The 12,678-nt window shown below is 33.1% G+C and carries 19 protein-coding genes; 10 read left to right on the top strand and 9 right to left on the bottom strand.

Going from position 1 to position 12,678, the window contains the following annotated elements; translation table 11 throughout:
* Nucleotides 1-12: 12 nt before the first annotated feature.
* From AKA01nite_RS01880 to AKA01nite_RS01865, 4 genes are all read right to left on the bottom strand, one after another.
* Nucleotides 13-711 carry a phosphoribosylanthranilate isomerase gene (locus AKA01nite_RS01880; protein ID WP_146923251.1) on the bottom strand — a complete coding sequence of 233 codons (699 nt, stop codon included), beginning with the start codon at nucleotides 709-711 and terminating at the stop codon, nucleotides 13-15.
* Nucleotides 712-762: 51 nt separating this feature from the next.
* The gene (locus AKA01nite_RS01875) at nucleotides 763-1,695 is read right to left on the bottom strand and encodes a carbohydrate kinase family protein (RefSeq protein ID WP_146923249.1); all 933 of its coding nucleotides are present in this window, start codon (nucleotides 1,693-1,695) and stop codon (nucleotides 763-765) included.
* 364 nt (nucleotides 1,696-2,059) lie between these two features.
* Nucleotides 2,060-3,151 (bottom strand): PfkB family carbohydrate kinase, encoded by a 1,092-nt coding sequence (locus AKA01nite_RS01870; protein ID WP_146923247.1) that lies wholly within the window; start codon nucleotides 3,149-3,151, stop codon nucleotides 2,060-2,062.
* A gap of 350 nt (nucleotides 3,152-3,501) precedes the next feature.
* Nucleotides 3,502-4,371 (bottom strand): helix-turn-helix domain-containing protein, encoded by an 870-nt coding sequence (locus AKA01nite_RS01865; protein ID WP_146923244.1) that lies wholly within the window; start codon nucleotides 4,369-4,371, stop codon nucleotides 3,502-3,504.
* Nucleotides 4,372-4,619: 248 nt separating this feature from the next.
* Between AKA01nite_RS01865 and AKA01nite_RS01860 the strand changes: the two genes are divergently transcribed.
* The 5 genes from AKA01nite_RS01860 (at nucleotide 4,620) to AKA01nite_RS01845 (ending at nucleotide 6,822) form a co-directional block, all read left to right on the top strand.
* Nucleotides 4,620-4,835, top strand: a complete 216-nt coding sequence (locus AKA01nite_RS01860; protein WP_146923242.1) for a hypothetical protein — start codon at nucleotides 4,620-4,622, stop codon at nucleotides 4,833-4,835.
* Between the two features lie 20 nt (nucleotides 4,836-4,855).
* Nucleotides 4,856-5,194: a DUF5067 domain-containing protein gene (locus tag AKA01nite_RS01855; protein ID WP_146923240.1), complete on the top strand. Its 339-nt coding sequence runs from the start codon at nucleotides 4,856-4,858 to the stop codon at nucleotides 5,192-5,194.
* 87 nt (nucleotides 5,195-5,281) lie between these two features.
* Entirely contained in the window at nucleotides 5,282-5,440 is a 159-nt protein-coding gene (locus AKA01nite_RS09280) for a hypothetical protein (protein WP_186805056.1), read from the top strand.
* 345 nt (nucleotides 5,441-5,785) lie between these two features.
* Complete coding sequence (locus tag AKA01nite_RS01850; RefSeq protein WP_146923238.1) at nucleotides 5,786-6,316, top strand: YcxB family protein; 531 nt, start codon at nucleotides 5,786-5,788, stop codon at nucleotides 6,314-6,316.
* The gene (locus AKA01nite_RS01845; protein WP_146923236.1) at nucleotides 6,313-6,822 is read left to right on the top strand and encodes a hypothetical protein; all 510 of its coding nucleotides are present in this window, start codon (nucleotides 6,313-6,315) and stop codon (nucleotides 6,820-6,822) included. Before AKA01nite_RS01850 ends, AKA01nite_RS01845 begins: the two co-directional genes overlap by 4 nt.
* 200 nt (nucleotides 6,823-7,022) lie before the next feature.
* Here AKA01nite_RS01845 and AKA01nite_RS01840 read toward each other — a convergent pair whose 3' ends face one another.
* From AKA01nite_RS01840 to AKA01nite_RS01830, 3 genes are all read right to left on the bottom strand, one after another.
* Nucleotides 7,023-7,598 (bottom strand): YrvL family regulatory protein, encoded by a 576-nt coding sequence (locus tag AKA01nite_RS01840; protein WP_146923234.1) that lies wholly within the window; start codon nucleotides 7,596-7,598, stop codon nucleotides 7,023-7,025.
* Between the two features lie 305 nt (nucleotides 7,599-7,903).
* A complete protein-coding gene (locus tag AKA01nite_RS01835; protein ID WP_146923232.1) occupies nucleotides 7,904-8,275 on the bottom strand; it encodes a hypothetical protein in 372 nt (123 codons plus the stop codon).
* On the bottom strand, nucleotides 8,268-8,474 hold the full coding sequence (locus AKA01nite_RS01830) for a helix-turn-helix transcriptional regulator (RefSeq protein WP_146923429.1): 207 nt from the start codon (nucleotides 8,472-8,474) through the stop codon (nucleotides 8,268-8,270). Before AKA01nite_RS01830 ends, AKA01nite_RS01835 begins: the two co-directional genes overlap by 8 nt.
* Before the next feature lie 458 nt (nucleotides 8,475-8,932).
* Between AKA01nite_RS01830 and AKA01nite_RS01825 the strand changes: the two genes are divergently transcribed.
* Nucleotides 8,933-9,181 (top strand): hypothetical protein, encoded by a 249-nt coding sequence (locus AKA01nite_RS01825; RefSeq protein WP_146923230.1) that lies wholly within the window; start codon nucleotides 8,933-8,935, stop codon nucleotides 9,179-9,181.
* Between the two features lie 207 nt (nucleotides 9,182-9,388).
* Nucleotides 9,389-9,511 carry a hypothetical protein gene (locus tag AKA01nite_RS09400; RefSeq protein ID WP_281282432.1) on the top strand — a complete coding sequence of 41 codons (123 nt, stop codon included), beginning with the start codon at nucleotides 9,389-9,391 and terminating at the stop codon, nucleotides 9,509-9,511.
* Nucleotides 9,512-9,807: 296 nt separating this feature from the next.
* Here AKA01nite_RS09400 and AKA01nite_RS01820 read toward each other — a convergent pair whose 3' ends face one another.
* Nucleotides 9,808-10,443: a YczE/YyaS/YitT family protein gene (locus AKA01nite_RS01820; protein WP_146923228.1), complete on the bottom strand. Its 636-nt coding sequence runs from the start codon at nucleotides 10,441-10,443 to the stop codon at nucleotides 9,808-9,810.
* Nucleotides 10,444-10,481: 38 nt separating this feature from the next.
* A complete protein-coding gene (locus tag AKA01nite_RS01815) occupies nucleotides 10,482-10,643 on the bottom strand; it encodes a hypothetical protein (RefSeq protein WP_246116961.1) in 162 nt (53 codons plus the stop codon).
* Nucleotides 10,644-11,181: 538 nt separating this feature from the next.
* Here AKA01nite_RS01815 and AKA01nite_RS01810 point away from each other — a divergent pair.
* The 3 genes from AKA01nite_RS01810 to AKA01nite_RS01800 all read left to right on the top strand — a co-directional run bounded on the left by AKA01nite_RS01810 (nucleotide 11,182) and on the right by AKA01nite_RS01800 (nucleotide 12,628).
* On the top strand, nucleotides 11,182-11,736 hold the full coding sequence (locus AKA01nite_RS01810) for a DEAD/DEAH box helicase family protein (protein WP_222592459.1): 555 nt from the start codon (nucleotides 11,182-11,184) through the stop codon (nucleotides 11,734-11,736).
* Nucleotides 11,737-11,892: 156 nt separating this feature from the next.
* Nucleotides 11,893-12,204: a DUF2089 family protein gene (locus tag AKA01nite_RS01805; RefSeq protein WP_146923224.1), complete on the top strand. Its 312-nt coding sequence runs from the start codon at nucleotides 11,893-11,895 to the stop codon at nucleotides 12,202-12,204.
* On the top strand, nucleotides 12,197-12,628 hold the full coding sequence (locus AKA01nite_RS01800) for a LysO family transporter (RefSeq protein ID WP_146923222.1): 432 nt from the start codon (nucleotides 12,197-12,199) through the stop codon (nucleotides 12,626-12,628). The genes AKA01nite_RS01805 and AKA01nite_RS01800 overlap by 8 nt, the downstream gene beginning before the upstream one ends.
* The last annotated feature ends 50 nt before the right edge of the window (nucleotides 12,629-12,678 follow it).

Here is a 12,678-nt window from a genome sequence, read left to right as displayed (position 1 = left end):
GTTTTCGCTCCTTTAGCTTAAATTCAACTTTTCGGAAATCGCATGAGCCTTTTCACAAAACTCTTTTACTTTCGGTATATCTTTCTCAATAACGCCATCCCTGAATTTCATAGAGGTTTTTGAAAGAGAATCAACACCATAAGGTCTGATTTTTTCAATACATTCTTCAACATTATCCGGTCCAAGTCCTCCAGCTATAATGACTGGGATGCTGACTGTTTCTACGATTTCACGGTCAATATTCCAGTCGTGAGTTTTTCCGCTGGCACCAATTCCTGTGTCCACTGCCAGCCCTGTGTCAGTTAAAAGGTAGTCACAGTATTTTTCATATTCTTTGGCTCTGTCTAAAGCGCCGGGACCATCGACGAGGACAGCCTGCATAAGTTCAGTACCCGGGCACTCTTTTCGCAAACGGTCTGCAAAGGCCAGGTCTGCAGTGTAGTCCATTCCGGCAATATGAACGATATCAGGATTCAATCTTTTAATGATAAAGAACATTTCTTCAACATCTTTGTTCAGCATGATGGAGATTGTTTTGACGCCGCGACGCTTTGCTTCTGCGTAGATTTTATCGACAACGTCATAAGGGACACGGTGGGCCGGTATTCCACCTGTCTGCATAGGCACAAGACCGATGTGATCTGCTCCAGCATCCATTACCTGAACTGCTTCGTTATAATTTACAATAGAATAAATCTGTGTTTTAACCATTTGTAAGTCTCCTCAATATTAGTTTTTTTTATATTTTAAATACTTTTCAACTTAAAAATTTTCCCGGGCTCTATGCACGACGTTTCTCACACTTAGATCAGGGGATACTGCGGAACGTGATTCTATGGTGATGCTTGCAGCAGCCTGAGTGAGCGCCCCCACTTCTTCCAGTGGCAGGGCATCGCCGTAACTGAACCGTGCCCATACGATCGTGGCCATAGTACAGTCGCCCGTCCCATTAGTGCTGATAATGTTTTTAGTATATGGACGAATGATATGGACATCCTGGTTTCTGGAACACAAGATACCGTTAGCGCCTAAAGATATAAAAACATTTTTTACGCCCATTTTATTTAGCGCTTTAGCTGCTTCACGTGCGGAAGGTTCATTTGATACTTTAATACCGGTCAGCAGTTCTGTTTCGTGCTCGTTGGGTTTTAACGTGTCTATTTTGTCTAAAATATTTTCTATCCGGGAAACCTTTGCAACGGAAACCGGGTCAATAAAGATAGGAACGGTCAGATGATCAGCGAGCCACTCGATCGATGCCTGTGGAATATTGCAGTCGATCACGACTATTTTAGCCTTGTTCAAAAAATCCAGTCGTTTTTCAAGAAATTCAGGTGTGATGTTCTCGATGATCGCCATGTCATTTATGGCAGTAACGAGATCACCCTCATTATCGTTGACATAGAGGTAAATAGAGTGGTGTGAATCTTTGATCTGCTCCGAATAGTTGAGTTTTATACCGTTTTGCTTGCATTTATCTTTCGCGATTTCTCCAAAATGGTCGTCACCGTAGACGCTTATCAAATGTGTAGGCACTTTTAATTTAGTTAAATTATGAGAAATATTTTGTCCGACTCCACCAACATCTAGTGAAACCTCTCCGATATTCGAATCTTTTTCTCTGTACAGAGGTCCGGATAAACCTGCGATGTCTATGTTTAACCCACCCACGACAACGACATAATCTTCTGACAATTAAACCAGCCCCTTAGGTTTGATATGTCTATTATATCTACTGATAGCGTTTTTATCAACTATATTCTTTAAACTAAACTTATGTTTATATCGGTCTTGTTTTTACTCTTGAAACGGTCTGTAAAACCATTTTTTAAACAATTGCTTAGTGAAAAAAGGCTGCTTAAACTAAAATCTCCCATTAGAATGGAAGACATATAAAAAAACTAGAAATCAGGAGATATCCCAATTTCTAGTAAATGACACCTAAAGACATTCAAGAAAAGGAGTTGAAAGAGTCTACCTAATTGAAGTGCCTTAATTATTAATAGTAATTATAACAACGAAAACGTTTCTTGACCGGTCATACTAAAAAGCGAGTAAATTACTTCTTGAAAAGTCTTTTTTCCTCTGCCATTAATTCTGTAGTCGACAGGAGTGGACTCACCGGTTCTCTGCTCTTGACGGAAAGGACAGCGGCACTATAAGCAAACTTAAGTATCTGATCCCAATCTAGATTGTTATGAAGTCCCCAGACGACCGTGCTTATAAATACAGCACTTGTTCCACTGGTGTTGACAACCTCACATGGAATCGCGTTTAAACGGAACTTAGTGGACGTGTTGATAAAGAGCAGTCCTTCTTTTATAGAGAATACAATAATATTCGAAACATTTTTACCCAGAATGAAACGGGCAGCTTGTTCTAAACCAGAGTAAGGCTCACCGTAGGATGCTAATAATTCTTTCAATTCCAATGATGAAGTGATCAGTGTGTGTATGTTCTGGTAGGGACTGATCAAGCGACTGTTTTTATTAATGGAAGTAGTTTTGATGATAATAGGAGCTGTGACATTTTTATAGAGATACTCAAGACTTTCAGAAGGTAAATTAGTATCCGCTATACAATACTCAGACTGGTTGATCAATTTAATATATCTAGTCATAAAGTCCGGGGTCATATTATCAAAGATACCCATGTCGTCAATGCCCATTGTCTTAGTTCTACTGACGTCGTCGATATAAAGGAAAGAGGATGTACGCTGACCGTTTATTCTCTCGCAGTACTGAATATCCAAGTCTTTTTTGTTGCTGTCATTAACAAACTTTTCACCATTCATATCGTCGCCATATACGGAAATCAGATAGCTAGGGATACTTAATTGTTTTAGAGATAAAGCGATATTTCTGGCGGCACCGCCAATTGTGAAATGGATTTTCCCGGGATTTGAGTTGTTGTCGATCAATTCACCATCAGGGATACCTATAATATCTATATTGATCCCCCCGACGACAGTGACAAAATTCCTTTCACTTAAAACGTAACCCTTACCTTTAATGTACCCTTTTTTCATTAAATTATGGATATGCGTCGCAACCCCAGAACGAGAAATGCCCAGCATAGCCGCCAGTTCATCCTGTGAAATCATAGGGTCTTCTTTTAAAATATTTAAAATTTCCAGTTCCCGATTTGTCAAAGTTTCCACCTCATTTATTGAGTCTGAATCAAAGATGATTTAATTACCAATGTGTGTCTGAGTCCTTTTTCAAAGTGATTCTATTACCTTAAAAATGTTGAGGAACAAATTATATACTGAGCAATTGTTAAGTGAAAAAGAAATGAGCATCAGTAACCTTTATCTATTTTAACACGTTTAAGAAATTCTCGAAATTCATCTCCCACTTACGTTTCACTTAGAAGAGGGGGACTCTTTTCAGTAATTTGTTCAAATTATATAAGCTACTTTTCTTCAGTTCCAAGGTTACCCGAGAGCTACAAAAGTAATTATGAAAGGCAGCATTGGGGTTACACATTTGTCAGTTGGATTCAATGTTTGTATATTTCTAAGAACGTTTCTAATTCCAATGCATGATTTTTTGCGAATGCTTCATCAAATACTGCCATTGTTGCAATCACTTGTCTTGCTTCACGCTCTCCTTCCTCAAAGTCTTCTTGAGCGAGTTTAATCACACTGTCAATAAACAGTTTACGAATTTTTTCAAAATAATAAGAGCGTTCGGTAATGGTTTCTAAGAACTCCGATAAATATTCAGCCTGATCGACTTCTTTTCTTCTCAGGAAAATTATACAGGCGTTTTCTATCGATCGGATCAATTCACGATAATTTCTCTTCAATACTCTGTACTCAGTTATACGTTTTTCAGTCTCTTTTAAGAGAACGATCAGGAGATCCTTTTTAAAAATAGGTAAGACGTTACCAAAAAGACTGATTTCATAGGTTGACCAGAAGTAGCAGCTTAAAAGATAATCTACTAGGACGTTAGGATCATATTCCTCAATTGAAAAATTTTCATCAATATCTCTTATTGTCACAGCAAGCATAATGGCGTTATATTTGTGATAATCTATATTCGTTTCTTCAAATAACCGTTGTTCATCATGCAAGTAGTTCTTCAATACCGGCAGATCTCTTTTGGAATGAGCCATGGACACTTTTTGGAAGAACGCAACATTATTGATCATTTTCGACTTACTGAAGTATAAAATTTCGTCCACAGTCATATTTAATCGTCGGGCGAGCTGAATAAAGTTTTGTAACGAAATCTGAGTCTCTCCCTTTTCGAATTTGCTAAGGTAAGAATAAGAAATAATGCCCTCAGACATTTCCTTTAATGTAAACCCACGTTCTTTTCGGAGAACCCGAAAGGTAGCACCTATATTATCAGCAGTTTCCATTGAACAGTCCTCCTGTAAGAAAATTGTAGAATATGACAATTATCATTGATTTGTTTTCTTTATGGTATACTATATTTATCAAATCAAAAGAAGTTGAGAACGTATTCATTCCGACTTTTAAATGCTATTTCGAATAAGTAATAAACTATTTAAATTATGCAGATATAACGAGAATATTACTCTATGAATTAATTTTCACATTCAATTAAAGTATATAAGTATTAATTTCGTAAAGGAGATGATCGACAATGCCAGAAAAAAAGAAGTTATTAATGTGCGGGATGCTTAGTTTAATAATACTCGCAGGTTGTACTAATACTCAGCCAGATAGTTCAAACAATTTAGATGAAACCTCAACTAAAAATAATTCAACAATATCTGATGAAGCGATTGAAGAATTTGAGGAAAAGTTAAAAGACCTTATCTTAATAATAAAACATATTACACTCAGTTTGAAGAAGTAAAACTATTAGATTATGATTATATTAATGATGCTCATGGAGATCCTGCACTTGTCATATTGTTTGATTATAAAAATATAAGTGATCAGCCAAAAGTGCCGGTAAGTATAGGATTGTCTTTAATTTTTACTCAAAAGGAGACAGAAATCACTGGATCTCAAGCCGAGTTACCTGAAGATTTCTTGGAAAAATATCCTGCTTATACGAATGGTTTTAATAACTTCAATAATGATATTAATCCCGGTGACAGCGCGCAGTTTATCATGTCTATGCCATTAGAAAATGATCATAGAGTTGCTATGACAGTCGAGGTTGATCAAATTAGTAATTCGGAAGATAACGTATTGTATTTTGAAAAATAGCTAGATATTCAATGGGAATAATAAACTGGAACGAATAATCAATCGTTCCAGTTTATTATTTTTCGTGCGCCAGACATGGAAGGTATATTGGGATCGAACAAAAAACCAGAACGATTCCAGTTGAATGCAGGGATCCAACTGATCATAAGAGATTATGTATTGGCCAACCAGTTATTAGAGAACGATTACCTGTTTCAAAGTAATAAACATCCTAAAAACCCATTAGTTGTTACCATAAATTTCTAATCGTTCACGAAACTGGAGAGTAATTCCAGTGCTTCTCTAAATTAAACAATATTCTCCAAATCAATATATCATTGTATTGCAATAAAATATGATGTAACTTAAAAGTGAAATATTAATGTTATGGTAATACTTAATAAAAAGTCTCAATTTAAGTTATCTTTTAAAAAAATGTTTGGAAAATAACACGAATAAAATATAAAACCAATTTTTCTTGAAATTTATCCATTGCTTTATTCTCAATTGACCTTAGCACAGACTAATACTTCATTTTTAGATTCTCTTTTCAAAGGCAGTAACTTTATTCAAGTCTCAAAACTATATACTCAAAACATAAAGGAGTTATGTATGCCTGTACAATTTGAAATTGCTTATGATGACTATAAAAAAGCTTTTTTAGCTATCAATACTAGACTTTTCATTCAAAACAAATTAAAAACCGTGCCTCTTTTGTTAATCATTTTATTTTTTCTGATCATCATACCTTTTTCTACGCCTGTAAGGCTATTACTTATAGTGAGTTCTATTTTTCTATATGTGTTTTTTCTGGAAATTCTGATAAAACTTTATCTTAAAGCTCTCTTATTCTTTCAAAACGAGTCAGACAATTATCCGAAACAAGTTCATCTAACTCTCAATGAGACAAACTTTATATACAAAGCCAGAATCAAATATACGATACCTTGGACAGCAATTGATATGGTAACAGAAACTAGTGACTTATATATATTATATTCAACTTCAAGTTTAAAGTTTTATATTTTAAAAAAGCGTACTCATGATCAAGGCAATGACTCCAAATACCGTAGTGTGCTTAAAAATTCTCTAGATAGCTATTCGATTACAGTTTATAGCTCAGAAAAGGAGGCTAGATTATGAAAGTTACCTATTCAATAGATATGAATGATTTCAGAGATGTTTGTTTTGAAGCAGCAAAAGTTCTTCCGAACTTTAAAAGAAGAAAATTAATACTTTCTACTACTTTCCCGCTAATTAGTTTAGCTTTTCTTATCTTTCCCTTTTTTGATCTGCAAGCTTTACTTTTAGTTATCCCTTCAGCTTTTGTATACTTTTATTTTTACGGTTATGTACAAGATTTTTTATTTTCTCCTTTGAAAAGAACAAAGTATAAGTATTTAGAAAAAAGTTCTCTAGTTACAACGATTTTCAAAGAAAATTTACTTATCACGAAAGAACTTGGTATTACCCGAGAGATCCGTCCTGAAACAATCGTTTCGCATGTTGAAAAAGAAGACAAGCATATATTTTTTCTATCTAATAAACAACTTGATTTTGTTATTGTTAAAAAGATACCTATTGAATTGTCAAAAGATGATTTAAGTATTTTTGATGCTCAAGTTCAAAAGTTTTTATCAAATTTATGATTGTTCAGATGATTGAACTGCCGTATACGGAACTGTATGTAAAGGGGGCAAAAGGGTGGCAAATAAATTAATTATTTATTTATATCCTGCTCGATTTTACTGTTTTTTCTTCGATATCCATTGACTTTGAATGATTTTATTTTTTATTATTGGATCACTTATTTTTATGCTCTTTCATTACTTCATGTTGACTTTACTTTTCAAACCATGTCCTTATGCACTTTATCGACTGTTTTTTTGATTACTACTAATGATATTTCTGGATATTCTTTTTTAATCATTTTAACTGTTTCAAAAACAGATTTACTAGAAAGACAATTTTCAATTTTGTTTAATATCTCATCATTTAATTTTTCTGATTCATCAGGAACATCTGCGTCATCACCTACCAGCACACAATTTAGGAATAGCGAAACAAAAGGAAACAATACTTTTGTCCAAAAAGGAACTGAAATACTGTGCATGACCTGATCTAAAAATACAATAAACAAGAAACTGATTGTATATATTATACAAATATCTAGGAGATTCTTCACACTTGAAGGTATTAGATCTAAACTGTATAGAGATTTTGGTATTTGATATATGGAAAAGAAAAAAATCGTTTCACTAATTATCAATAATCCCACAAAAGTAATGAGCACCCACAAGCTTTCATAGTTGATTCCTAGAAGGCTGACACTGCCAGTATAAATAAGCCCCTGAACTAAAATGACAATAAATATAATTCCTAAAAGTAACAATATTGCTAAAGCTTTTAATACTCTGTCTTTCAATTTCTACCATCTCCAATTTCATATGCACCTATTTACATTTTTTGAAAAATTTAATGCTAACTATATTATGTTTATTCTATTATACAAATAATACTTTATCAGAAAAAATGGCGAATCTTTAGATTTAGAATATTTAGAAGATGTGGTGAGATAGGAATATTAGTGCTCGAAGATAACGGATATCAAGTATCAATAAAAAAATTACTTAGTAGAAACTTAAAGCTATTCTAAAAGTAAGAGACGTTAACCACATAAGTTATAAGATGTATGGTCAACATATTTCGATCGATTTGCTTTAGGGATCCTTAATTTTTAATCGCATTAATTGATAATGGAACAATAAAAGATAACGAACTGACTGCCATTAGTGTAAGTAATACAAAGGTTAAACTGGTGATATAGTCTAAAGCGGTCAACAAGGATAAAATAATAATACAACTATTTGTTGCACGATGCGCAAAAAACCCACTTTTATAACCAATAGATTTCATACGTTCGTCTTTTGGATCCTCGGCGCGGAAAAAAAACTCAGTAATTATACCTGTTAAACCTATAAAAAACATGATACTAGTGAAAAGAATAAAATCTAAACCATTGATAACGAAACTTCCTATCCCTATTAACAAGAATACAATTGCCGAACTATAATTATGTTGTTTGTTTACTTGATCACTCATTATTGTCCTCCTCATATTGAAACAACTCTTCAATGGCTACTCCAAATATATTGGCGAATTTGAAGCTCAAAGAAAGTGATGGATTAAATTTTCCTTTTTCAATAGAAATAATGGTTTGTCTAGAAACATTTACTTGGTCGGCCAAATATTCCTGAGAATAATTGTTTAATTTTCTATACTCTCTCAAGTGATTTTGTATCATTCAGGCACTCCTTTTAACTTCAACCCACTAATTAACTATTGAGCAAGGATGCCAAAAGTATACAATAAAAGGAATTAAATGTAAACAAAACTTTACAATATCATTTATGATTTTAGTAAATAATGTATTCTAGATATTTTAGTAGATATATATATAAAATTCATCAAATAACTTGATTATCTGGAGCCAGTTCCTTTTTCCTTCCAAGTATTTTAAGATTTATTTCTATAACTCATAGTCAACGCTCAAAATATAGATATTTCCTACAAAGTAGTTGAAAGACATGCGTGGCGATAGTTCTCGTGTAGTTGAAAACCATAAAAAAGTCAAAATAAATAAAAAAACAGTAATAAAAACTAAATCACTAAGTGAAACTGTTATAATAAGAGAAATTAATTTTTAAACTTCATGTAATATTAGTTAGAATAAACAGATTTAGTAAAGGAGAGAATATGATGCTTGAAACATCAGTTATTTTAATTATTTTTGCTTTTATTTCTTGGTGCTCTTCAAGAGGGGATACAGCGAATGCGTTTGACGAATATAGAGCAGCTCAAGATAGAAAGAATACAATGACTCAGTTAATTGACGAAAAAATAACAGCGTATAAAGATGAATTGCGGGAGCCTACAGTTATATTTGTTTCGACAATCAGCCAATTTGGTCTGAGATTTAGAACAATAGGATTTCTAAATGGAAAATAATAAAAGAGATTCTTCATCCTGGGAATCCATGTCGATATTACTAGGTATTCTAGGCTTTGTCATCTTTGTTCTTGCTAATTGGTCTTTTAGTCCCTATTCTTTTTGGTACTGAAGAATAGATTGTTTTACATTGAGTAGGCCTTAAGGTAATTGAATGAAAATACTATTCGAAAATGTTCTAGAATAATTAGTAGGAGGTGAGCAAATATGAAAAAGAACTTAAAAATAGTTTTAAAGATTCTATTATTTGTTGCGCTGTTATTCGTTTTAATTGAATTTCTATCTGGTTTTAAAGATGGTTTTATGACAGTAGTTGAAGAGATGAAATAAGTTTTATTTTGTCCATTTTCAATTTGGTAACAAATTTTTCTTATGAGAACCTATTATATTTAAAGAAAATAGATTTTATGGGCTTTACATAAAGAATAAATAGTGATGAGATTCGACAACTCAGGAATAGAAATGATAACAGTAATTTAATTTAAATATTTAAAAGCCTCTCTGTAAATAAAACACGTTAACCACTTTAGATATAACTAGTATGGTTAACGTGTTTTACTTTATAATCCAATTAACTGATGTCGAAACAGTAAATGATAACGGACTAACTGTCATTATTTGAGATGTTATGATTGAGTTAAATTTTTTAAAAGGGGTTGAGAAACTCTTTTAGAAAAAAAGTTAATCAGTGGTCCGGCGAAAAAACCAGTGATAATTGTCGATATACCAACAGGACCAGAAAGCAGGAAGGCACCCGCAACTACAAGTAAATCTTGCCCAACACGTACAGGTGTATATGACCAGCTCGTTCGATCAGTAATTAATGGAGCAATGGCGTCATATGGTGAGACGCCCAGTTCCGTATCCATATAAATCGCGACACCAAAAGTGAATATCAAGATGGCTATAACTGTGACAATCAAGCGTAAAAGTAACCCCATGGCTTCTACATTAAAAATGTTGCTGAAGATAGTATTGAAAAATTCTACTTGATAACCTACTAATATCATATTATAAATCGTACCCCAGCCAATCAACGAACGTTTCATCAAAAACACAATCATCAGGATTATAAGATTAACGACAAGTTGATAGTTTCCTAAACTAAAGCCTAGTAATGAAGAGGCACCTCTGTTGATCGCTGTAAATGGGTCAAGTCCCATATTCATTTTTTCACTGAGTGCGGCTCCGAAACTAATAAAAGTAATACCTATAATTGAGGTAAGAGAACCTAATAAAAAATTTTTCCAATCAAATGACATAATGTCCTCCATATTCTATAATCTGTATGTTTTTTATATTAAATACGTTTTATCCATGTATGTTTATTTTCTGCAAGCAAATCTTCAGCTTCTATAGGTCCGAATGTATTGGCGCGATAATTTGGGAAACCAGGGTCAGTCAGGTCGGACCAATCAGCAGTGATACTGTCTGTAATGCGCCATTGTTCTTTGATTGACATATTTATTGTCCTTTCACAGTTTGTTTTTTTAGACACATGATTGAGATTTTTAACAGAATAAATACACGATAACATGTTTATCGTAAATAAGCAGAGTTATTGCTCAATAGCTTTGCTTGCATACAATAAGACTATGAAACTACGGTGTAAATGAGAAGTTGTTTCAGATGTTTAGAAGATGTAAAGAAACAACTAAAAAAAGTTATTGCAAGCAGGTAGATAAGATATACTGTAATTAGACAAGGTTTAAGACACTAGTTAAAGTAATCAGTTTCTGTGATTTAAATAAAAAAGAGTTTTAAAAATCAAAAGCCGAATGTTACCCTGCAAAAATATTATCTGCAGCAATGGTAGGCATAGGAGGATCATGGAGTAAGGAAGCGTTTATTCAGGCGCTGACTTACACCCCGGATACACTTAATGTCCTTATATACTTAACCTTTGGAATCGGAACAGGACTTATTATCTTTCAAATTATGACATATTTATCTGAAAAGGATAAGCCAGATGGAGATGCTGAGTAAAAAGAGGAGATTAAATGATGAAATTGATTTTACTAGTAGGGAATACATCTGTAGGTAAAATGACAGTCGGCCAAGAACTAATGAAAATTACAGATTTGAGATTGTTTCATAATCATATGACGATCGAACCAGTTATCGATGTTTTTGGTTATTTTCATAGTGAAGCAATAAAGAGTATGAGAGAAGTTATATTTTTGGAGTTTGCCAAAACAGATAATTACGGATTGATATTTACATATATGTGGGCATTTGATCAGCAATCAGATTGGGATTATATCGAACACCTCACTGGGATATTTGAAAATAGAGGAGCTGAAGTCTACTATGTTGAACTTGTTGCTCCTCAAGAAACGAGACTACAGAGAAACAGTACAGAAAACCGGTTGAAAAACAAATATTCAAAAAGAAATATCGATGCATCAAATCAACGATTGATAAATGATGACAAAAATTATCGCTGTGTGAGTTATGATGGAGAAATTCAGTTTAGTAACTATATGAAAATAGATAATTCTTCGTCTTGTGCAAAAGACGTTGCAAAAATGATAAAAGATCATTTTGAATTATAAGGAAAAGAAAGTGAATGGGTCAAGAAAAATATGAAAACACTCTCAGTATAGTGGTTTCATATTTTTTTGATTTCATAAATAAAATAAATAACATTATTAAATATTTACTTTAATAATATTAAATGGTATGCTTTAAAAAAAGGAAGGAGATATGTTATGACTATAAAAGTCGTGCCCGACTGGATGATTAATTTGGAAGAAGAAGACGTCAAATTTATAAAAAACTTTATATTGAGTTCTGGGTCTCTCAAAGAGATGGCTAAAGAGTATGATGTGACATATCCAACCGTTCGCCTTCGTCTAGATAAATTGATTCAAAAAGTCGAAATGGAGGATAAGATTGAAGAGAATTCGTATATCTCTTTGATCAAACGCTATGCGATCGATGATAAAATCGATTTTGAAGCAGCGAAAATCCTGATTAGTGAATATCGTAAACATATAGAAAGGACTGGGATAAATGAGTAATATACCTATTAATTTACTTTTTTCTTTATTAATTGTAGTCGGAGTCATAGCCCTTGTCATATTTGTTCAAATAAGGTTATCACGAAGTAAAAATAAATATCTAGGACTTATACTACCTGCATTCTTTTTTATTTCTTCTCTTTTGGCCGTTTTAGGATGGTATTCTTTTAGCGGTGGAACTACTACAGAAATCGGAAGTTCAGTTAATATAGATGAGCAATCCGGTGAGGTTATTAATGAATCCGAAGATGTGATTATAAGTGTTGAAAATCAGGAGATGGATGCAACAGATTATTTAAGCCTCGGGTACGTATTCTTAGTGAATAATATACCTACAGTTATTTTAGTCGGTATCTATCGAAGTGAAAGAAATAAAATGAGTTTGAAAAAAGAAATAGAAAGAATGAAAATAGATGATTTGTAATTTTCATGTAGTACTCAAACTCACTTCAAGTCCTTATGACAGAGTATAAG

The organism is Alkalibacterium kapii, from assembly GCF_007988865.1.
In the GTDB taxonomy this organism is placed as follows: domain Bacteria; phylum Bacillota; class Bacilli; order Lactobacillales; family Carnobacteriaceae_A; genus Alkalibacterium; species Alkalibacterium kapii.
Note: the sequence above shows the minus strand (reverse complement) of the source record. Positions and strands in the feature narration are given on the sequence as shown.